Below are 24,849 nucleotides of genomic sequence, written 5' to 3'. Positions count from 1 at the left end.
GGATTCCTCAGTGGTGCAGCGCGTACCCGCGTGCATGTCGGCGATACCCAGGTACCTGCCGTCAATATCAAGGTGATCAGTCCCGAGAAGCTGGAATTTATCACGCCTCCAGGTCAACTGGGATTCGCAGATATTCGTATTGAACTGGATAACGGCCAAACCTGGACCCAGCCACAGGCATTCGAATACCTGCAGTCGGTCAAAGCCAATATTCAGGACAATGTTGGCACCTTCCATGATATTGCCATAGACCCGACAGGCACTTATCTGTTTGCGGCCGCAGGCAGTTCGGGCGTTATTATTTACCACATAGATTCATCCAAATTTATTGCCGATACCACCTGTGTGAGCAATCCGGATGATCTCCTGGCGTTGCTGGATTGTAATAAAGACGGTGTCGATGACCGTATCCTGGCCAAGGTGGCGTTACCGAGTGGCTTTCATGCCCTGGGCGTCGATGCCTTCTTTGAGAATGGCCAGGATCGCCTGTTTATTAGCGCTGCGCGTATTGCATCTGGAAAGGCGTCGGATGCACAACTCTTTATTGCTGCCATCGATAGTGAAACCAGTGAGCAGTGGACATCCACACTGGTAAAAACGCTTCCATTAGAGGCGTCGTTTGCCAAGGGGCTTGAGGTTGATAACGACCAGGTTCTGCTGGCTGTGGCAGAAAGGGGCCTTGGTATTGTCGATGCCTATTTGCATACCAAGACCTATCTTACCGACACCCTGGCATTGCCGGGTGAACGCAAGGCCCTGGATGTTGCGCGTGTTTCACGGGGCGCAGGACAAAATGCCGTTTATGCGGTGGTTGGTGGTGAATATAACTTCAGCACCCTGAAATTAACGGAAGCAGAAACTGCTGGAGCCGGTGGATTTCATTTGATTGAACGCCACCCGCAAACAGGTCTGACACTGCGTGGCAGCCTGGATGTGCCGGCGTCCCATGTGAAAGTTAATGGCCAGCATGCCTATCTGGCGGCAGGTGATGCCGGATTGGTTATTGTCGACCTGGCCGATCTTGATAATCCCCGTATCCTGTCTCGCGTCACCAATATCGGCTACGTTTACGATGTGGCCTTTAATGGCAACATGGTGTACGTCGCTTTGGGTGATCGAGGCCTGATGACTATCGATATCACCAATCCATTAAAACCTATTCGTATGGGTGGTTTTGAAAACTACGGAAAAAGCCATATCCAGGTTGTGGCGGCTACCGCTTATTCCGCTATAGGCGGTGGTAAAAATACTACCGGTGCCAGCGTTATTCAGGAAACACCGGACATAGTACTTAAGCTGCACAGCGTGGATCCGGCCAATAAGATTCTGGATCGCTCCGTTGAAGGTGCCCTTAACATTCGTTTGCGCTTCAACAAAGATATTTCCCTGTCAGCCAATAATGAACAGTATTTCTATGTGTTGAATGCACAGGAAAAACTGTTGGCGAGCCAGGTGAGTATTGTTAATAACGATGCAATTATCACGCTGAAAGAACCCACAGGCTTAAACCCGGGTGACAGTTTGACGGTAGTGATTGAGGCAGGTTTGAAAACAGTCAAACCCTTGCTGCAAGCCGGTGGCCAGACGCATTTGACCCTGTACAAATTGCAGAGTGAACAACAGGTTACATTTACCTATCGCGCAGCACGCCCTGAAGCACCGACTATCAATGCGGTAGTACCGCGTCGTGTACCTGTGCAACAGGTATATCCCATTACCGTCTCCATGATTGGTATTCCAATCAGCAAGGAGAAAATCCAGTTGTATGCGGGATCACAATCCTTGCAGATCGATTCTGTTGTACGCAGCCAGGATGACAGCCGAATTGGCATTATCAAGGCGCAACTCCCGGCGATAGTCGCTGCAGGCATGTACGATTTGACTGCCTATATAAATTTTGGCGGTGTACATGAAACAGCCGTGCGCTATGGTGCAATCCAGGTTGATGCGCCGGTTCGTTTCACGGCTATTGAGCCGCAGTGGGGACCTTTGCCGGGTGGAACCAAGGTCACCCTGTATGGTGACGGTTTTGAACCGGGTAACTCGGTAGCTGATGGTTTGTCTGTCAGCGTCGGCTCTTCACCTGGCCAAAGTATCCAGGTGTTGTCCAGCAACAAACTGACCTTTGTTGTACCCCGTGGCACACCCGGATTGAAAAATGTGTATGGCAAAGATAGTTATGGCCGCACAACAGAGTTGAGCGGAGCCAATGGCTATGGTTACGGTATCCGCCAGCTTGCCAATATCCAGGCAGCGAAATCCAATTTGCTGGATATCCGTATTGATCAGGACACGGGGGTGGCGTTCACCGCGGCTGGTTATTTCCACCAGAACTTCTCCCTGGAGGAGATGTTCAGCGATGCCAACCAGCGCACAGGTGTCATGATTCCTGAAACCTGGCGCGCGCTGAGCTTTGAGGTTCAGGAGGCACACAGTCCATTGTTGGTTGGCGGTGTGGGTTCCCTGCCCAGCGGTCCGCAGGGCGCTGCTGAGATTAATCGCTTCCTCAAGTGGAATCAGCTCAATGGTAAAGCCCTTGGCAGTGAATATTTAATTGATGCCCCCGTCTTAACGGAAGCAGAAAAAGCGGATCTGGCTCGTCTGGGCAGTACCTATCTCTCTCAATCACTGGATTCGATCCGCGTGAAAACCACGCGCGAATGGGAAGCCAATGAGTGGCGTAAACGCCTGTATGTAGCCAATGGCCATGGCGGTGTTTCCCGCCTGAACCTGGATGAGCAAAATGGCTTGCAGGTACTGAGTGAAGCCCTGCTTGATAAGGGCATGATCCAGGATATCGAGAAGCACGGTTATGCCTTGTTTGGCAGTACCTTTACCTCAGTTGATGCCGATCCGCCAAAAGATCCGTGCCAATTTACTCCCGGCCATGGCGATGGTATGCAACTCCTGGGGGCCAACCTGATGTATCCACAGGATCCGGTGGATATGGGTTCGATATCGGGTGCTGGTGGTGCCGCACTCCATTATTCCCAGGGTTGGATTTACTCAAGCGGTTCTGCTTATGGTGTTATGTGGAATCCTTGCCCGTATATGAAGGATACGAATGCCAGCCGCCTGGTTGAGAAATCCCGCGATCGCATCAGTGTCACCAATATCTTTGATCCCTATTTAACCCGGGAATATACCTTTGACGGTACCGTCTATGACATGGCGACCTACGGCGATTATTTGATTGTTGCCCTGGGCAGCAAGGGTATTGAGATTCTGGATCAGAATCGCCCTGAGCAGAAAACCCGCCTGTTATTTGATAACAAGCTACAGGCTGGTGGTGGCAGGGCGATCAGGTTGCTTGTCCTGGGCAGCACGCTGTTGGTAGCCGCAGACGCAGGTCTTGTTGTGCTGGATATTTCCTCTCCACTGGAGCCCAGGGTTATTTCTGCGGGTAACCAGGAGCGCATCGAAGCCCTGGATTATTTCAAGGATCGCCTGGTGGCTGTGGGTGGTGGAAGCGGCTTGCGCAGTCTGCAATTGCCGGCTGCCCTGGTGGTCGCTGCCAGCGCAGCGGAAAATGGCGCATTGGCAGCGAATGAAGAATATCGCGTGCACTTCAATGAGCCTGTCACGCTCGCATCCATGCAAGAAGCCAGCGTTGTCAGTGTCCAGCGTCTGGATACGGGTGCTGATGTTCCTGTCACCGTGTCAGCAGAGGTATTGGAAAATTCGGCTGCCACCGAGTTTACCCTGGCGTTTGAACGTCTTTCCGGTGTTCGCTATCAGGTCACGGTAAATGGTGCACGTAATCTGCGCGGCTCTGGCCAGTGGGCGCCGTTTATTAGCCGCTTTATCCAGGCGGATGAGGCTGCGCTACAGCCACAGATTTATGAAGTGACCCATGGCAGCTACCATCGCCGTCAGCAACAGGCTATCCAATTGCGCGGCGCCGGTTTCCGTAATTCCACGGATGTTGCAGTGTATGTTGACCAGTATCCGGTGTCTTACACCTGGATCGATGAGCACACGCTGGAAATTCCCGCCAATGCGCTGGACCTTTTACCCTTGAGTGCTGGCCAGCATCACATCAGGGTTAAGGATAATCTGCTCACAGCAGAATTCCCGGGCGCCATAGTGACGGGTGAAGATATCCGCGATGCTGTATTCAAAGTCTCACCCGAAACCGCCGATCTTGAAGGGGGATATAAGGTTACGATCAGCGCGTCTTCCGATGTTATTTTGCCGGGCGCCAAGGTGTTGATGCGTTCAGCCGATGGCCATGTGATGCACTCACTGGTGTCTGATGAAGGCTTCACCGTTGTTGACCTGAAAGATGATGTTGAAAACCTCAGGCAGTTTAGCTTCCGTTTGCCGACAGCGATTGAACCCAAGCTGTATCAGGTTTACCTGCTGATTAATGGGCAGGACATTCATGTCGGCAGTCTCTCCTATACCTTGCCGGCTGGCCGCTCGGTTGGTTTGCCCAACTACCCACCACATATCATTGGCGGGGCAAAAACTATTGGCGATTTGTTGTATGTCGGTGTCAGGGCCGGTGCAGAACCGACGGATAAAAATCGCTTCCTGATTCCCTCCGGTTTTGAAATTTTTGATATCAGTATTTGGGAAAGTCCGATCCGTTTAAGCCAGATCCGCACCAGCGCGCCGGTATTGGGTGTTGAGGTCGTGGGCAATTCAGCATTCCTGGCTGCCAGCCAGGATGGGCTGATGGTCGTTGATGTCACAGATCCCAAAACGCCGCTGGTCTTAACGCAATTCCCGGTGCCGGGGCACAGGGCAACCGATGTGTCATATGACCCTCAGGGTAATATGTTGGCACTGTCCGTAGCCGATGATTTGGGCAGTGGCTTTATCCGTTTCTTTGACCTGGGTGATGATGAACTGAATCCACCTGTGGGTTATACCCCCATTGTTTTCTCAGGTACTGCGTTGCAGGGACAGCCACTGGATGTGCAGTGGTTGAACGGTGACCTTTATGTATTGTTGAAACGCGATACCCAATTGTATCTGGCGATTTTTGATAATTTGCCCAATCGCGACAGTTACCATATCCAGTTACTGGAACGCGCCTCCGCTACAGATGTGAATGCCTCTATGTTGGTACAACATGGGCAGATCACGATTACCGGTAGTAAAGAGCGTATTGTTTACCGGCAACAGGCGGACGGTAGCTATCAAACCAGTTATTGGGATGCTATCCAGCAGCCTGGTGCTGAGCTGATCGCCAATACAGGAGGCTTGTTTGTAGCCTCACCGCAAGGGCTTGCAGAAAGTCGCAGTCCGGGCCTGGCGGTAACGTCTATCGTTCCGGCGAGTGGTAGCAGCCTGGCGGCGAATGAATATATCCGCATCCAGCTAAACAACCTGATCAATACCAACGAAGCCCATTTGCGCTCTGCATTGGTGCTTGTGGATGGTGAGCAGGTGCCATTAGCCGATGATGCCTTTAGTGTCAGAGGAACCAATACACTGGCCGGTGGCTATATTGATATTGCACTTACCGCAGCAAACATCGCGGGTAACCGTGTGGCCCTTGATTTGAGTACTGCATTGACGGCGGTGAGCGGTGAAAATCTGGTAACGCCCGTTGGTGCTACCTATGAGCTGAGCGCTGCTACTCGTCCACAGATCAGTAAAGTCGCCAGGAAAGTAAACAATACCCTGGGTGCACATTATTTCCATGCCGATGGCAGTGAACAGGCTGTCATCCTGGGCAATGGTTTTGGTAGTGCGGCGGCGGAGTTGCAAGTCTATATTGGTGAGACACGTTTGCCTGCTGCCGCGATCAAACAGGTTAGCGATACGCAGATTGATGTGGATGTGCCCAACCTTTTCCTGAGCAGTAACACCACAACCCTGCCAGTACGTATTATCAGAGGTAACCTGGCGTACACCAAGCAGGGTGCTGTGGTGGTATTGCCGCGTGTAGTGATCGAAGATGTCAATCCGCTGCGCGGCCCGCCACAGGGTGGCAATCTCATTGATATTTATGGCCGTGGGTTTAACCACGGAACACGTATTACGATTGGCGACAGGCAGGCAGGTGACCTGCGTGTACTCAGCGGTAACCATATCCAGGTGCGGGCACCGTCCAATCCCTTTGGTTTTGCAACAATAAAAGCAGAGAATATGCAGTTTGCCGGAGAGGTTTCCCTGTCACCGGTCGATTATTTCTATGCAGGCAAGGAAACCGGTTCAGTGGATTTGGCCTCGGATAAACCCAGTCCGATTTCCGCCATTCTGCTGCATGACCAGATTCTCTATACCGTCACCGGTGGGGAATATGAAGTCATCAATCGCGATGGCCGTGTTGCCAAACGCCTGCGCTCCAATGTGGCGCGCCTGGTGGCAGCGGATGTTTCTGATCCTGTGCATCCGATCATTATCAACAAAGACTTTGCTGGCATAGCCAATCCCTACCATTTCGACGTGACCGGCGGTTTGGGGACTACAGGCTTTGTGGCACTGGGCGCCTCGGGCAATAACCTCTTTGCAGCGGGTGGCGATCGCCTCTATCACTTTGATATTACCCTGGCAGCCGATCCGGTATTGATTAACCAACTGGCGGTGTCCGGTTTGATTCGGGATTTGGTGGTAGTCGATGACCTGCTTTACCTCTCCACCTCAGAAGGCGTATCTATTTATCAAATCACAGCAGCGCGCAGCCTGGAAAAACGCACGACCATTGATCGGGTGAAACTGCAGGGTGTTCCCTATGCGATTGAAGTTGCCGGTAATAGTCTCTGGGTTGCATTAACAGACCTCCGCCGTGTTGTTGAAGTGGAGTTAATGTCTGGTGATTACAGCGTAACGCGCGATTTTGTCGTGCGCGACCAGGGTGGCAATCGCTTCAAACCGCGCGATTTGCTGATTAAAAATAATTTGATCCTTGTCTCGACCGGCACCAATGGTTCTGTGCTGCTGTTCCAGGAAAATGCCGAGCGTGGTGCAGATCCGGTCGCATCGCTCAACCTGGCTTACCTGGTACGCAATGGCGATATTTATGCTGGCCAGATGATCTTGCGCGGCCAAAACCTGTATGTCAGTGCAGGGCAGGGTGATCTGCAAATGTATGATCTGTCGCCCTGGATGGAAGGTCGCTATAAAGCGGCTATTACCCTGAAAAATTATTTCTCGGTCATGGGTGATGTCACAACGGTCGCATTCCATCCGCGCGCGCTTTATGCGGGATCAACCTTTGCCTACCTGAATGATAAGGCCATTGAAAATCCGGTAGAGGATGCAAGCAGCATCAACCATATTGGTGGTCGCCTGAATACCATTGTGAACAAGCAATTGGTGATTACCGATCATATTCCTGAGGCGGAGGCCGTCCTGCCGGCGAACACAGCCATTGAAGTCCAATTCAATCGCCTGCTGGATGCCCAGCAGTTACAAGCCAATAGAAACGAACTGTTCAGCGTTACGCTGGACGGTGCGAAAGTGGCGGGTGCTGTCAGCAGCCAGGTAAATAATGCGGGTACCAAACTTGTCTATCGTCCGGCACAGCCCTTTGTCGATGGTTTGCGTTACCGGGTAACGCTCTCGGCGGCCCTCCGCGATTTACACGGTGAAGCCCTGGGCTCCGATTACAGTTTCCGTTTTGTTGCATCAAGCCATCAGCAACCGGAATTCGCCCATATGATGCCGGCATTTGCCAGCTGGCGTGGTGGTGAGGTGATTAGTGTATTTGGCAACCACTTCACCGAAGCAACGAGGGTATTCCTGGGCAGCAGGGAAATTCCAGCGGAGAGTATTACGCGAACCAGCAGTAATGAGTTGCGCTTCAGTTTGCCTGCCCTGCCAACTTCACCGGCTGATAATGTTGTGGTGGGATTGCAGGTTCGCAATGGTCATTTGGCTGACAGCCGTCAAGCTGCGTTTACGTATATTGCCGATCCCGTTATTGAAAGTGTAGGTTCCTATGACCTGCTCAGTAAAACCTTTGATCCCAACCTGAAGCAGTATCTGTTTAATTCGGGGGCAACGGTTGCCATCAAGGGGCGTGGTTTCAGTACGCTGACACGATTGCTGGTCAACCAGAAACCTGCAGTGGATGTACGTTTTGAATCCGCAAACCTGCTCAGTTTCCGCTTGCCGGATAATACCTTGGGTGATTTGTCGATCAGTGTCAGCAATACGGTTTCCGGTGTTGACCGGGTTGAGAACACCGAGCTGACGATTGAGCTGCCGTCAAAAGATCAACTGGCTAATACCCTTGGCTTTGTGCGTCATGATGATCTGTTGCTGTCATTTGAAAATAGCAGTGGCCAGAAAACCAACTGGTTCCTGTCCGGTACCCTGGAAAGTGATATTCCTGTCTTACTTTCCAAAGGCAGTCTGTCTACACCTGTCACCGCGGCAGCATTGAATGACCACTATCTGGCATTGCTTGCCAATGAAGGGCGTCCGGTTATTCATTTCTATGACCTTACCAATATTTATGCACCAGCATTGGTGGGGCGTTTCGATAATCCCAACAGCTTCCCGCTGACGGAAATTTATCTTGCCGGTGATCGCTGGGTAGGTTTTGGCAGTGGCAAGCTCTATGCAGCTGCAGTACGTGGAACCAATGTCCAAACGATTTCCCTGCCTGCGGGTGTGATCGATGTGGATTACGATCAGGATGGTGTCGCTGTACTTTATGGCGATCGTGTAGAGTTCCGTCGCTATGCACAGCTTGACCTGGTTGATCAATCATTTGGCTTCTCGCTGGTTGACCCCAGGACAGTGGCAATTAGTGGTTCGCATTTACTGGTGCGCAGTAATACGGCCGTTGAGATACTGCACTGGTCTTCGCTTAAAGCCGGTCAGCCGAACGCTGTTGTCGTTGGCGTTGGCACTATTAGCCAGGACGATGCCGTATTGAATGGTGAATTGTTAGTGACGCTGAATAAATCGTCGCAGCGCCTGCGTGTCTATGATGTGGACAAAGTGGGCCAGCAATTGCGCTTTAACCATCTGAGCGATATACGCGCTACGAGTGTGAGCAGCATTACCAATCTCAAATTTGAAGCTGATTTGCTGGAGTGGCGTGCGGGTGGACGTTATTACAATACTCGTCTGCCGTTCAATAACCTGTGGCAGGTGCAACCGGAACGTATTGCATCCAGTAACGGCGTTATCGTGTTGGGTATTGCGGGGGAACCAGCCAACTGGTCTGAGGTTCTGGTCGATGTTATTGATCGCATCAGCTTACAGCGACTCCATGGAACCAGTATGCAGTTGGGCGATCAGTTGCATTTTGACATTTACAATGCAGGATATGTATTGGGTGGTAGTTATCAGGTCGGCTTGTTTAATGCTCCGAGAGATCACATTGACGGCGCCAGTGTCAATATTGATTTGCCCTGGTTGATGACGACTGAGCCCTTGTTTGGCCTGTCACCTATCCGTGCTATTTCTGTAATGCCAGAAAGTACGATTACCAATCGTGCGACCACCTATAAAGTCACTGGACAGCAATTACAGCTGGTTGATCAGTTAACGCTGGGAGAACTGGCATTATTACCTGGCCAGTGGTCAGTCAATGCATCCGGCACTGAGCTGGCATTCTCGGCAGCACTCTCGACAACGGGCCTTAAGACTCTGCACTTGTCTCAGGCGAATGCCGCACAGATTGCCAGCATTCCTGCTGCTGTTCTGGTCGCACAGGCGATTGAGATACAAAATATCACTACCAATAACCAAAAGGGTGGTGATAAGTCCCTGAGTGACAGTGGTGGCAATCGCATCCAGGTTGATGGTTTGGGCCTTGAAGGGCGATTGGCAGTACACCTCTTCCCATACAACGCGGGCCATACCCCCAGTGACAATAATAAGGTTGCTTATCGCCTTGACGCCGGCCGGTTGATTGTTGACCCATCGCCTAAAGCAGTTCCGGGGGTTAAATACCAACTGGTTATTGTGCGGGCCGATACCAATGAAATAGTTGCTGCATCTGCCAATCTGCTGTTGGAAGGTGTGGACGATACCGCACCTGTGCAGTTGACCGGTATGGATGGCATACAAACATTGAATATGAGTCGACCATTGCGTTTGACATTCAACGAAGCTGTCAAAGCGGATAGTTTCAGTGTTATTAAAAAATTCCGCGATTACTCGAATGCACCGGACCAGGATATTTCTGCACGTTTTGAATTGGTCAATGTCTCTCCTGTGTCCATCAACCTCCGTCTGTTGCCAGGTCAGGCACTGGAAAACAACGCACTTTATGATGTGGTTATCAATGGCATTACCGATATTGCGCATAACAATGCTATTGGCCAATCCATTGCCCAGGCGGGTATTTATCGGGCTACCCTGACTGCACCGGATACACTGGCACCTCGCGACCTGCGTGTTGTACGTGTATCTGATGGTGTTGACGTAGATCCTGCCATGTTGCTGACCCGTGGACGCAGTTATCAATTTGCCGTGAGTGCTGTTGATAACTATCCCGGCAAAATCAATTTCACCTACCGTGTATCGACGGCATTCAATGCACCGGAATCCGGAGTCTTGGTACCGAATGACATTGGCCGCCTATCCTATGCCGCCCAAAGGGAACACGCTTACTTTGAAATACAACTGGAAGCCAGGGATAGCAGTTCCGTTTCACTGACGGCTGCGCGTTCGTTCCGTGCCAGTTTGCGCGATCCGATTATTGAACTGGAGAGCTTCCATACCGATCCTGTGGAACCGGAAGAGTCTGTACGGTCCAGTGTTCACTATAACCTCGACGGCGATATTGACATGGTCTCCAAGGCATTGATCAGCGTTGATCATGTCAAACCGGGCACCGTGGATGTGACTGCCAATTACAACAAGCAAACGGGGTCTGTATTCGCGTCGTTTATCAACCCCAAAATCAAGGATTTGCTGCCCGTCGGAAGTGCTGTTGCACCGGTGGAAATCAAGTCCCGCCTGCTGGTTACCTATGGTTTTGGTTTTGAGAAAACCTTTGAGCAGCAATACACCCTTTATCTGGACAGGACACCACCGACACTGGAAATCGTCTCGCCTGCCAACGGTGATTTTGTTGCTATTGGTGAACGTACCGATGTCATCATCAAGGCATTTGATAAATACGGTATTGAAACCGTCGAAATCCAACGCAATGGCGGTGATTGGGAGATATTGCCGGATCCGACGCGCTATAGCTTTGTCGCCACCGAAGATGATTTGCAGCACGGCATCACCCTGTCTGCGCGCGCGACCGACCCCAACCAGAATATCAGCCCGGTACAGACGATTAGGCTCTATCCCTACGATGCAGAAGCCGGTGCACCCAAAGTGGATATCATTGCACCTGCCAATGGCAGTACTTTCCAGGAAGGGGAATCGGTTCGTTTCGAAGTATTGTTGCGCAATGTACTGGATGCAGAGCTGTACCTGGATATAGGCGGTGTTGAGGCTGCTGTACCCAGCGCATATCTCACCCGCAATGCCAAGGATCCCGAGCGTCAATTTGTCACCCTGGATTTGCCGGCTGTTGATGAGAATGTCGTGATCCTGGCGCGTATCCAGAAGGCCAATTTGAGGGGTTATAGGTTCCTCAATGTGGTCAATGATGAAGGTATCGATGAAGAGGTAATTACGCACCTGACTCCGGCTGCGCGAGTGCTGACTGGTTCTGCCCTCTGGGTAGATACCAGGATACCGGATGCCATGACTGACTTCTCGACAGAATCGTTGGTCGTTGTCAAAGATCCTGTTGATGCCACCACTTCGGTTACTGCTCCACTGGGTCAAAAGCTGGTTACCCATGTTTCTGCTTCAGGTGAGTCACTCAGTGTTGAAACATTACTGAAAGACAGATCCGGCCATGAAAAACAACGTCAACACACACTGGTGAAAGTGCCTTATTTCAGCAGTGCTGCTCCTGTTAGCCATCTGGAAGCCGCCAGTGCGGAGGAAACTCTGTTTGCTATGGTGGCGGTTGGTAGTGGCAATACGTCCGAACCTGTTCTGGCAGGCTTTAACAAGCGCGCTGGTGGTTATCGCCTGGCAGTGGCTTCGCGCACGATTGAGGCAACGGCCAAGGGTGAAATTCTCCAGATCGCCAATGCGGGGACTGCCATTGTGGTTCAGGTGCGCGTTGACGGTGAGCTGGTCATCAAACGCTATCCACTCAATACCAGCGGTGTACAGGCGGCGAATGCCTCCTGGTCAGTATCGGGTGACCTCGTGGGCGCCAGTGGTGCTACCTTGTGGTTGCGCCACGGCAACACCATTAGCGCAAGCCAGATGGTTGATCAGCAACTGGTTGCCATGGTAGGGCAATCACTGCGTGATCCTATAGTGTCGTTGCAGGTAGCGGGACCATCCTTGTATGCGCTGACCGAGGCGGGACTCTATGGCTTCAGCCTGGCAGTCAATAGCGCACCTGTTGTACAGCAGGACTTCTTTACGGCCCTGATTGACCAGGAAGGCTTCCATATTGATGGAAGCACACTCTACACCTGGAAGGGGGCGCATTTATCGCGCTTTGAAATCATGGCCGATGGCAGTTTGTTGCTACTGGATGCGATACCTGCATTACCGGCCTCTATCGACCGGGCAACCAGCGATGGGGAAATCCTTTGGGTTCGCACTGTGTCAGTAGAGGGTTATCAATGGTTCGCCCTGGAAAATGCCCAGATTATTGGGATATTACCGGTGATGGCCAGTGAGTTGGTCATCACTCCGGCCGCGGCATACCTTGATACCATCGACAACAATAGTGTCCGGGTTGTTGCCTATCCGATTCAGGTTCAGTCGCAACCCTTCTCACTGTCTGTCACCGTCACTGAACAAGCGCATGCCAGTGTGCTGGTTGTTGAGCCCTCAATCGATATTCCGGGTGGATTGAGCCTGCATGTTGAAAACCAGGCAGGTCAATGGATACCTGCACGGGTCAGTCATAATGGTAATCGCTATTACGTATACCTGGCGCGTGCAGTGCTGACAGAAGATGATCTTGTACTGGTGGCGCGCAGCCATGGACATACAGCCCAACAAGCCGTCGTTGTGAATTCTGGTTTGCAGCCGGAACCGGTAAGCGCTCCCTTGGGCGCGGCAGCACTGACGCAGGGGGCATTGGTTCCTGTGGTTACCCAGGCAGGTGAGTTGGCACGTATCAGATCGCAACAGATCGATATTGCAGGCCAGGTATCGCCCATGGCGCTAATGCCAGCGGCTGCCTACCAGTGGTCTGATATGCCTGCTGCGGAGGCCGGTGTGCCCTGGAGCCTGGCGGTAAATGGCGCCCCGGCTTTTAACGGTAATGTATCGCTGGTAGCGAACAACCCCGAAGCCGGAAGCGTCACGATCCTTGCGCCAATCAATAATGTCGCGACCAAATCCGGTGACCTGCTCAATGTGCATTATGTTGCGGCAGACTCCCTGGGTGAGTCTTTCCATTATGCGGACATTGCACTGCTGGACTTCAATCGCAACCTCATCAGCCGAGTATTGGTGAATACTGTCGATGGCCTGGTTGGCATGCGCCTGCCCAAAGTCAATGTCAGGGATACATATACCTTGCGTGTACGCGCTTATTGGGGCGATAGCTATCGCTTCAGTGAGCGTGAAGTATCAGTGCAAATCTATCCCCAGCAGCAATTGCCACAGCCGAAGCTCAGCGGCGTAAACGCAACTGTATTTGCGGGAAGTCGTGTTGCCTATCGCATGGATGTGCAGAACCTTGGGCAATATCAAAGCAGCATTGAAGTGCGCGATATGCAGGGCAATATCATCGCATCCGGTTCATCATTGCTGGAAATGACGGTTCCTGAAAATATTGATGGCTTTGATGTGATTGCCAGCCTGTCCGATAAAGATGGCAATAGCGAATCCTATCGTTATCACATCAATGTGGTTGCCGGCTTCAAATTGGTGGCCGCAGATAGCGGCAAACATTTCTCGGTTATGTTGCCTGATGCATCGCGTGCCTGGTTTGCACAGGGACGCGAATTGCGTAATCACCAGGGCGATCTGCTGGTAACCCTGGATGCAGAAGTCACGGCATTGGCACGTATAGGTGATCGCCTGCTGGTTGCGCTTAAGGAACAGGGACTGGTCATTATCGACCCGGCTGAAAACTTTATGGTACTCAGCTTCTACCCATTGGAAGGGACAGTGACCGATTTGGCCCTGCAGGGCGAAAGTTTGTTAGCCATCAACAATGGTAAATTGCAAGGCTTCAATATCAAAGGCAACTGGATAACGTCTATTCCGCTGCGTGTATTGGATAGTAAAAACAATACGTCTGCTTATGTCGATACTGAAGACGCGCAGGATATCCAGGTACGCGATAAGGGCTTTGTGGTCTTGCGTACAGATTCGGCCCTGTTTATTGACAACGCCCAGACCTCGCTGACATTGCAAGCCGGTAGCGAAATCCTCCTGCCGGAACCGGTTGCCATGGTTCATATCGCCGATCGCTGGTATGTCACTACGGAACATCGCCAATTGCTTTCCTTCGATCGCCAGTCGCGCATCCTGCGTCATGGCAATTTCAGTAAGGCAGAGCGTTTGCTGGCATATGCTCCTTATATTATTGCTGTCAGCAACAATGGCGATATCCAGTTGCTGGATGTAACCAATCCTTATGGTGTAAGCCAGGCTGGTCATTTCAATCACCCTCTGGCCGGTAGTGTGACAGCTGCACAGCTTTACGCTGGAAAGTTGTGGCTGGGCGATGCAGCTGGCAGTGTGCTTGACTTGCAGCAACAGGTGGGCGAACCGCTCACTGTCTACTCAACCGATACGCCACGTGGGCGGGTTGTTGATGTTGCTATCCAACAGGGGCAGGTATTGGCGGCCGCCAGTTACTATGGTGCACTCTATTACGGACGTGAAGCCGGTAACTGGACTGTTAAATCCTACCCGGAAAAAGGATGGTCATTGGCTGTCAGCCATGTGCTGCTTGATGCAGGTAAAGCCTATCTGGTGTATGGCGATAAGCGCCAGCTGGTTGCCATCGATGCCCTGGAACTGCACCAGTCTGCATCCCCTGCCGTGCAGGTGATTTTCAATAATATTGCCATCACGGATATGGCAGTAACATCGCGCTTGCTGGTAGCCAGCGAAGGCAACCGCCTACACCTTGCTAACAAACTGCAGTTAACACAAAAAGATGTGGTGTCTTTACCGGCAGGTGAAGAGATTGTCGGTTTGGCTGCGCATGGTGAAACTATTTATGCGAGTACGATCAACCGCAAAATCTATCGTATCCAGCCAGGCCAGTTGCCATTGGATCCCTATGACAATGTGGTTACGACACTGGTGGATGGTGCCGCTGATGTTATTAACCATCTCAGCATGTCGGGCGACTACTTATTCTTTGCAACAGGTACCAGCCTGCACCGCCTGGATTTAAACAGCTTTGCAGATTCTGTAGTAGAGCTTCCTGGCTCCCTGGCAATCAATGCCGTGCATTATGCTGACGCAAGCCTATGGGTTGCATATCGCACCGAAACAGCCAGTGAATTGCGTGCGCTGGATGTAAAAACCTGGCAGCTGCACAACAACATCCAGATTCCCCTGCCACAGCTGGCTACCGGTCTTGCTGCACATCAGGGCTATGTGGCGGTTGGATTGGGTGACTATGGTGTGAAGATCATTGACCTCAATGGTCAATTGCCAGGTATTAATACGGCGTTGCAAACGCCTGCAATTGACCGGGTGTTTGTGCAAGGTGATTACCTGAACCTCTCACTGTCAGCAACCGATGCGATTAACAGTGTGAATTATTATGTTAATGATCAGTTGATTGGCGGCACGGCTGAGTTCCCCTATGGTTTGGAAGCCCTGGTTCCTGCCAATTTGCGCAATGGTCAACCCTTCACGTTGAAGGCAGAAATTGAGACTGATGCGGGCAGGGTGGTTTGGTCCAATCCGCGCAAAGTCATGCTGCAGGGTGAGGACCTGCCGGCCAATCCGTTCAGTGTTGTCATTACCAGTCCGCAAGCGGGGATCGCCACCTATGTACCCAAGCCCCTTGAATTGCGCGCTGATATCAGGAACTCAACCCAGCCTGTCAGCATGGTTGAATACTACGAAGCAGACACAGAGCAGGGGCCATACAAAATCATTGGTAAACACTATGGCCCGGAATTTGTAATTTACCGTGATTATCGTGTTGCCGACACCGGCAAATATCTTAAGGTTCGCGCCATTGATGCGTTCGGTAACCTGACAGAGTCAACACCGGTTCGTATTATTCGCGTAGAGGATACCAATGCTCCACAGGTCAGTGCATTTTCCTTGTCCGGTGCCATTTTCAATAACCAGATTATTGAGAAGCACGCCTATGGTTTAAGCGTTTCCGTGAGCGATGCCGAAAGTGGTATTGAGTCGGCCATATTGCGCCGCAACGGTCTTATTATTGCGGCCAGATTTGAAGAGGGAACACTGAGTATCAGTGAAAAAGGTGCTGACAAAGGCCAGTTGATCACCTACCAACTGGATGTAAAAGACCGGGCGGGCAACCTGTCATCGATTACGCAGGTGTATGAGGTTATCGAAGATACACCGCCCACCATCGAAAATCTGCTTGCTACACCGGTGTATATGATTGAGCAGGGCTTTGTGTCGGTCAATCTGCGTGCGACAGATCAGGTTGCTATCGAAAAGGCAGAAATACTGTGGAATGGCTTTACCCAACCCTTGGCTGTCCAGCAGTCTGCGAAATCTTTAATACTCAATAATGTGATAGTGCGCGATCGTCGTACAGAGCGCTTGAGCAGTGATATCAGCCAGGTATTAACCCTGCGTGTCTATGATGATCTGGGCCAGGTAAGCGTGCGTGACCTGGAGCTGGCTGTCGTTGCGGACAAGGTTCCTGACGCCTCCAGATTGGCACTGGGTTATCCTGCCAATGCCTTCTATGGCCAACTGGTGCCAGTGACAGTCAATAATTTTGCCGCTGCTAACGATGGCGCTGATCCGGTTGTGGTTTCTTTCCTGGAAACCAATCCTGCGTTGGGCAGGGAAACCAGGGTTGAGCACAAACTGCTGGCCAGCGAATTGAGGCAGACCCTTGCTATCCCAGCTAATGACATTGCGGATAATCAATACCGTTTCCGTTTGCGCCTGACGGATCATCTGGGACAAGCCAGTGATACGGTTGAGCACGCCATCAATCTTACCCACAAACCTAATGCATTGCGTTTCTTCAATACCGATGCAGATACCAACCTGAACTTGGCTTATGTCACGGTTGGCGACCATGTGGGTTATCAGGTTGAAGTGGTCGATAAAACCAACCGCCGTGTACCTAACCAGCAGGTTCGCTGGACATTACAGGAAATCGTGTCCAGTGGTACTGCGCCAGTTATTACGCTGGGAACCAGTGAGTCCAACTTGCTCGGCTTGGCTTATTGGAACTTCAACTCGGCGATTAAATCCGGTCGCTATCGCCTGGTGGCAGAATTGGTTTCCAATACGCAGATTAATACCAGCCTGGGGCTGCGTGTTATTGCCGGTGAAACAACCGAGCTGCGTATTGCACATATTCCTGAAATCCAGGCCGGCAAATCCTTCCCGATCCATATTCAGGGCTATGATGCCGGTGGCAATATCACAGAGCATGACTCTGTAACCCGCGTACAGATTTCCCTGCCGTATCCGGGATTCCATTTTGAGTTTGCCAATGGGGTTACTTCTGCACCTTTGGCCTCCGGTGGTGAAATTGCAGAGGTTCGCCTGCAGGGCGGACAGGCACAGCTGTCAGTGTCAGCGATCAACCAGTCGGGTACCTATTTGGCAAACCTGGCGATGCCTGCGCCCTATACCTCGATTACGACCCGCTATGACCAGCAGGGTAATAACCATCACACCGAGACCGACAATATTAACTTGAGCATTGTCGCAGCAGATCCATTCCTGGTTCGCCTGGAGGAAGTCTCGCGCACTAATCTGGCATTGGGTGATGAACATCGCCTGGAAGCTGGCGAGACAGTCACTGTTGGTGTCACCCTGGTTGATAAATATTACAACCGTGTCCATAAACTGCATTCAGCTTCAGGTACTTCGCCAGCCAATGTGGCAGTGAATGTGCTGGTTGATGGTTCGGCCCTGATTAATAACATGGCCCAGCAGGCAACGATTAATCTGGCGCAAGGCTATGGCACCTTCACTGTGCGTACTGACAACGTAGAGAAGGTCAAGGTAATGGCGTCGGATACTAATCCTGTACTGGCAACACTGGCCAAATACGACTCACTGGAACTCGACTTCCTCAAGTTGAAGCCTGCTATTGAGGAAATCCAGGTACAGACCGCTGTTGATTCGCATATTACGCCGATTGCCATGAGCTATAGCGAGCCTTTGGCTGCCGATACCTTTGCTGTTGCCCCGCTGCTGATCACCCTGAATGGCCAAGCAATACCCGGTGACTTTGTTGTTGAAGACCAGCAGTTGATCTTTACACCCGAAGAGCCATTGGCACTGGGCAGTTGCTACGACCTGGATACCCGGAATAGCGATCTGCGGGGCCTGGCTGCCAATGATGAAGTGCTGGAGCAATCCTTCAATATCTGTGCACCTGTTGTATATCTGGATATGCCACAACAGCGCTATGTGTTGGAAGGCACAGATATCCTCCTGGGGTATCAGCTCGCTGACGGGATTGATGCACAGGATCTTTCTATCAATGCCTATGTAGGTCCACTGGGTGAGGACTCAACACCCGTTGCACTTAACCTCACTGATCCGATAATCACAATGCCGGTTTACACAGGCACAACCTATCCCGATGGCCAAATCATTCATGTGCGACTGGAAGGCCATGATCAGTTTGAAAATACCATTCTGGTCGGCAATGAAATTACGTTTGGTGTGCTACAAGCCAATGGTGATTTTGATAATGATGGTTTGAGTAATGCCCTGGAAATTGCGGTTGGCCTGAATCCGGCTGATAGTGACTCTGACGGTAATGGTATTGCTGACGGCGACGATGACCTGGATGGCGATGGTTTAAGCAACGCCGAAGAAGCGGCTTTGGGCAGCGCCCTGAATAACATCGATAGCGATAACGATGGCCTCAGTGATTACGATGAAGTGTATATTCACTTCACCGACCCCAATAAAGTCGATACGGATAACGATGGTGTACCGGATTATGTAGAGGTCGTATCTGATTCTGATCCGACAGACCCATCAATCGCGGATGTTGATATTGAATTGATTAGCGCGATCCAGGTTTCACCCAATGAAATCACCCGTCGTTTGGGACTGGATCCTGCCAACTTCACACTGAATGTCACTGCCAGGGTAGAACATGAAGGCCGTGTCTTTAATGGTGTCAGGTTGGCAAATAACTCCGGCTTGCTTGAGTTCTCTTCAAACGATAGCGCAGTTGCCACAGTGGATTTTGATGGCGTTTACACTACCCATGCAAAAGGTGATGCAGACCTGACCGTCAGGTTGCTCCGCTTCGACATACTCGTGCAACAGGTTGTGAAGCTGCATGTTATTGAGGTGGGCAAGTCGCTCCATGCGGTTGGCAGATACCACACATTATTGTGGGCTAACGATATCCTTTGGGCCTGGGGCAGAAATAGCAATGGTGAATTGGGAATTGGCAACTGGCAGGATCAATATGCACCTGTCATGACGGATATCAGCGCATTGGATGGTGCCAGTATTAATGCGCTTGCCGCCGGCGACGCATTTAGCCTTGCGCTGGATGACAGGGGACGCCTATGGTCCTGGGGATTGAATAACTATGGTCAATTGGGGATTGGATCTACCAGTGCTTTCTCCAGACCCCAGGAAGTGGATCTCTCCAACTTGATGGGATTCAGGATTGTTAACATTGTTGCAGCTGATCATTACGCGTTTGCCTTGGATGAAAATGGAAATGTCTGGAGCTGGGGACGTAATGATCTGGGGCAATTAGGTATTGCATTGACAGGTAATCAATTAGTGCCAATGGCAGTTGATCTCTCCGTACTTGGTGGGGCTAATGTCATCAGCATGACAACAGATGGTTGCAGAAACTATCTGATGGATGATCTCTCTCGCCTGTGGGGTTTGGGATGCGGCTTTACAGGTATCCAGCCTATTGATTTGAGTTTGCTGGACGGAAGGCAACTAAAATCGATTTCCCGTAACACAATCCTTGATAGTCAGGGTAGTTTGTGGCGAATTGTGGGGGAGGAAGTAAATGCTCCACAAGCATTACCTCAGACGACGCCTTTGGTTAAACCACAAACACAAATGAATAACAGCAGGAATAATGCGATCAACCTTGATGGTTTGCTTGGGTTGGGCGAAAACAGTGATGTTGAAAACTCAACAACTATTCCTTATGTGTCTGTACAGGCTATCAGTGGCAATAGTGTTGAATATTATAAGTTTACGGTTTACGAGCCCGACACCAATATTGTTATCGATATTGACCGTACTAATGGCGCCAACCTCATGATGGAGCTGACGGACGCCAATGGTTATTACATCAATAGTAATGATAACGCCTGTTGTTCATGGTCACGTCCGCTGGATCCCGGCAGTAATACATGGAACGATCCGTATATCTCCCATACGGTTCAGGCTCCTGGCACCTATTATCTGGCTATCTATAGATATTACTGGGCCACTATGGCGACAGGGACGCAATATCATTTGCAGCTATCCATGAGTTCAATTTATAAAAAACAATATGCTTATAAAGTTGAACCAGTAGCCTATGCACAGTTGGATGGAGTTGCCTTATCCAGGGTTGCAACCAATACGGCTCATAATCTTGCTATCGATGGGCAGGGAAAACTGTGGTCATGGGGTAAAAATACCTATGGTCAATTAGGTAATGGTTCTTACGATGATATAACTGCTCCATTAACCCAGGATTTTTCCGGTAAAGATAATGTTGGATTGGCCAGTGTTGCTGTGGGAGAGCAATTTAGTATCGCCATTGATAATCTCGGCGATGTCTGGAGCTGGGGCTTCAATAACAGTGGAGAGCTAGGTCAGGGCCATTCTGATTGGGCTGTACCTATACCGGTTAGTATTGGCAATACTAATCCAGGTATCGCGGATGTTACCTTTGCCGCAAGTTCCACCATTGTGCCTATTGCCATTGGCAGCTCAGGTAAAACATTGCTGGGTGCTGTGCATGCAAAGAGCAGTCATTTTGAAATAACACAAATCACGCCTGTTACCGAAGGGATGAGTTTTGCTGATGCCGGGTATTCTGTTGACTTGGCTGGTATCGCTATTGTTGATGATTACTTGATGGTCGACTCCTCTATCTGTACAGAGGTTGGCGATAAATCTCTGCCTATTCAGTTGAAGGATCAGAATGATCGAGTGCTGGTTAATGAGTCGTTAACTGTTCGTTGTCTCCCGGACATTGAAATTGCACACTATAAACACAGCGAAGGCATGAGTTTGTATGTACGTAATAATGGCAGCAGTGAGCTTTCTTTTGAGTTTATTTCAACAAGCGACAGCTGGCAGCGTACAAATACTGTCTGTGCAGGTTGTGAAGACTACATTTTCGTAGGGGTATGCCAAGGATATGAATATATTGAATGGCTAGGTGTGCTCAATATTCGTATTGGTGACACCCTGATTGATTCTCGTCACATTGCATGTCCTGCCGCTATGCCGACATACGATGCCGGGTACAACAATAATCTGGTATTGGCCAATAACACCTTATGGGCATGGGGACGTCCTTATAATCGCTATTCTTCCATTTATACACCCGAAGCGGATAAGCGAAATGCTGATGTAGCGTCCACCTTTGTCGGTGTTAATGCCTCCATGTATTCGAATACCGCCCTTGATAGGAGTGGACGCTTGTGGTTCGGTGGTGAGCTACTGCCAATCGATGAAGGTGTGAAAATAGAGTCGTTTGTCTCCAGTAATGATCATTATCTTGCCCTGGATCATAAAGGAAGGGTCTGGGCTTGGGGCGAAAATTACGGGGGGCAGTTAGGTAATGGTACATATGATACACCTCAGGTATTGCAACCAATTGACCCTGCCGCTTTCCATGGCGCAGCTATTGTGGCTATTGCGGCGGGTGAGGGCTTCAGCCTTGCGCTTGATGATAAGGGGCAGCTATGGGCATGGGGTATTAATGACAGGGGGCAGTTGGGAGTCGCCAGCACCATATATCGCTCTACGATTCCTGTCCCTGCTGATATGTCTGCGCTGGGTGGAACCCGCATCAAGACGCTCCAGGCTGCGGGTGACCAAGGTTATCTGCTGGATGAGTTGGGTAGGTTATGGGCATGGGGTGCCCGTGTGGGGGATTGGACGGGTATGGATTCCGAATCTGCTTATGCGCCTGTGCAAGTTGACCTTGCGGAAGTATCAGGTGGAAAAGCGCTACAAATGTCTGCCGGTAATAATTACCTGTTAATGCTGGATGAGAATAATCAAGTTTGGGTATTGGGTAACGCCAATAACTACAGTGCATCAAGCAGCTCAGCAGACGGTGAAAACAATAGTGATAATCCTTTCCTGAATAGAGTGGACCTAAGTTCTTTGGGCGATAAGTCTGCTATCTCGATCAGTGCCGGTTCTCACCATGATCTATTGTTGGATGACGAAGGAGGTATTTGGTCCTGGGGTTATAACTACAATGGCGAGTTGGGTGTTGATGGTGTCTACCAAACGTCAACCCCGATTTTTGTTGCCAAGTTGTATTCGGAGGTATTGCCCGCCGAACTTCATATCAGTGAAGATACAGTGACTATACCTATGGGCTACAAAGGATTTGTACCAGTGGGTACGGTGACATTGGCGCATGATGCGTTGAAACAAGACACCGTTGCGATCAATAACAATCTCATACGTTTTAAAGAGCCCCTAAGTCGCGAAGTAACGATTTCCGGCCCGGTAACAAAAACCTACACAATCGAGGTAGACCCTCTGGTTTGTGAATCTGCCGGCGGAACGACACAATCTATTATTCTGCGCGATAGTGTTGGGCGTGTTCTGGGTGCAGCTAATGTTAATCTGCATTGTTCGCCTGACGTCTCTACCAGGGTTCAGACAACGGGAAATACGGCAGAATTGATTTACCAGGGATCTGCTACAGAAGATTATTTTGTACGCTTTATTGGTAATACCGGCGTTACTGTCAATGGGCAGTCAGAGGTTGAACATGTATTGTGTGCGGGGTGTACTGTTCCTGTGGTGGTGGATTACCAGTGTCCGCGCTATGCCCTGGAACCCTTGGGGCACGTTGAAATATCCAATGCTTCTATGGAATTGGTTGAGACAAAAACACTGCGTTGTCCCCGTGACGATGTTAAGCCCTTTAGTGTGGGTTCTAACTTCAGCCTGGTTGCAGTAGGAAATACATTGTGGTCCTGGGGAAATAATGGATACGCTTCACTGGGGGTATCGGATACCAGTATTTATCAGCGTAGCAAACCCGGTTTGGCAAATATCAGCGCTATACAGCCAGCTTCTATTATTTCGTTAGCCTCTTATTATCATGTACTTGCACTGGATGATAAAAACAGAGTGTGGGGATGGGGTATGAACTGGAGCGGCCAACTTGGGGATGGAACCTATGATAATAATCGTTATGCTCCTGTGAAAACGGATTTAAGTCAGCTCAGATCAATGGAAGATAGTGCAGATATTATTGCCATTTCGGCAGGCTATGGTCATAGCCTTGCCCTGGATTCATTGGGTCGTGTGTGGGCCTGGGGCAGTAACTCATCGGGCCAATTGGGGACCAATAATACGCAAAGATCATTGGTGCCGATTCTGGTTGATTTGTCGCCATTAGCTGGAGCTAAGGTAGTTGCAGCAAAAGCAACGGACTATTTCAATATGGCTCTGGATGAATCCGGGCAACTGTGGGCTTGGGGAGATAACCGATATGGTCGTCTTGGTAATGGTTCCAGCGGATCCTATCTTTACTTGCCAACGGCTACTGATCAGTCTGCACTGAGTAGTAATAAAGTCGTGGATTTTGATATTGGTGCTTATCATGTACTAGCGCTGGATGATGCAGGCCAGGTTTGGGCATGGGGTAACAATAGCTATGGCCAGTTGGGTAATGGGTCGACTGCCAATTCGTTAGTGCCTGTTAAGGTTAATTTAAGTGCGTTGGAGGGGGTGGGTGTCCAGTCGGTCGAAGTAGGCAATCGATACAGCATGCTTTTGGATAAGCTGGGTCGTATTTGGACTTGGGGATACAATGATTATGGTTCTTTGGGAACCGGTAATCGGCAGTCGTTATATACTCCGACCTTGATTGACCAGAGTGCATTTAACGGAGCCGTGATCCACAGTATTGATGCAGGTAATTCTTTCCATAACCTCGCTATGGATGAGTCGAATAACGTCTGGACCTGGGGTTATGGAGGTTATGGCGAGATGGGTAACGGCTCTTATTCGAATAGCCTATTGCCAATTCCCGTACGCATTCCCGTACCATCAACACCGTTTGAAATAGGTGTGCTGGCTGTCCGTGAGCTGATGGCGCCGGAAGTTTTCATCGCACCGTTTGAAGTCACACATGATGGTGACTATGTCATTCGTGTTGATTCATACAACTTCACCCCTGCTATTAGCATCATGACTGCTGATGGTCGCAAACTCAGCCCGGCAGACACTACTTGTGCCAGAACTTCCGGAATTATCGTGCGCCTGCCAAAAGGGGAGTTCCAACTATTTGTTGAGGATTACTACGGCGGCGGTGGTGAGTTCACCATAGACGCGCGATTGGCAGAAATGTACGACTACCTCGATTTCGTCTGCAACGATTACGGTAGCTATGGCGGTTATGGTGGCTATGGTAACGGTGGTATGAACGATTGGTGGGGACAATCATACGAGAGCTGCGATTACGGCAGTGATTATGGCTATGGCGGTAGTTGCGAGGGCGGTAGCGATTATGGTGGCTATGGTTGTGACTATGGTTATGGATGCACTTGA

At 50.5% G+C, this 24,849-nt stretch carries 1 protein-coding gene (cut by a window edge); it reads left to right on the top strand.

The annotated features are described in order from the left end of the window. On the top strand, positions 1-24,849 hold the 3' portion of the coding sequence (locus CJA_RS12155; RefSeq protein ID WP_148208868.1) for an RCC1 domain-containing protein. The gene continues 13,362 nt to the left of window position 1, outside the view; the window shows 24,849 of its 38,211 coding nt (coding positions 13,363-38,211); its start codon lies beyond the left edge, outside the window; its stop codon occupies positions 24,847-24,849.

It is taken from the genome of Cellvibrio japonicus Ueda107, assembly GCF_000019225.1.
Lineage (GTDB): Bacteria > Pseudomonadota > Gammaproteobacteria > Pseudomonadales > Cellvibrionaceae > Cellvibrio > Cellvibrio japonicus.
The sequence above is the reverse complement of the archived record's forward strand: the minus strand, read 5'-3'. Positions and strand labels throughout refer to the sequence as shown.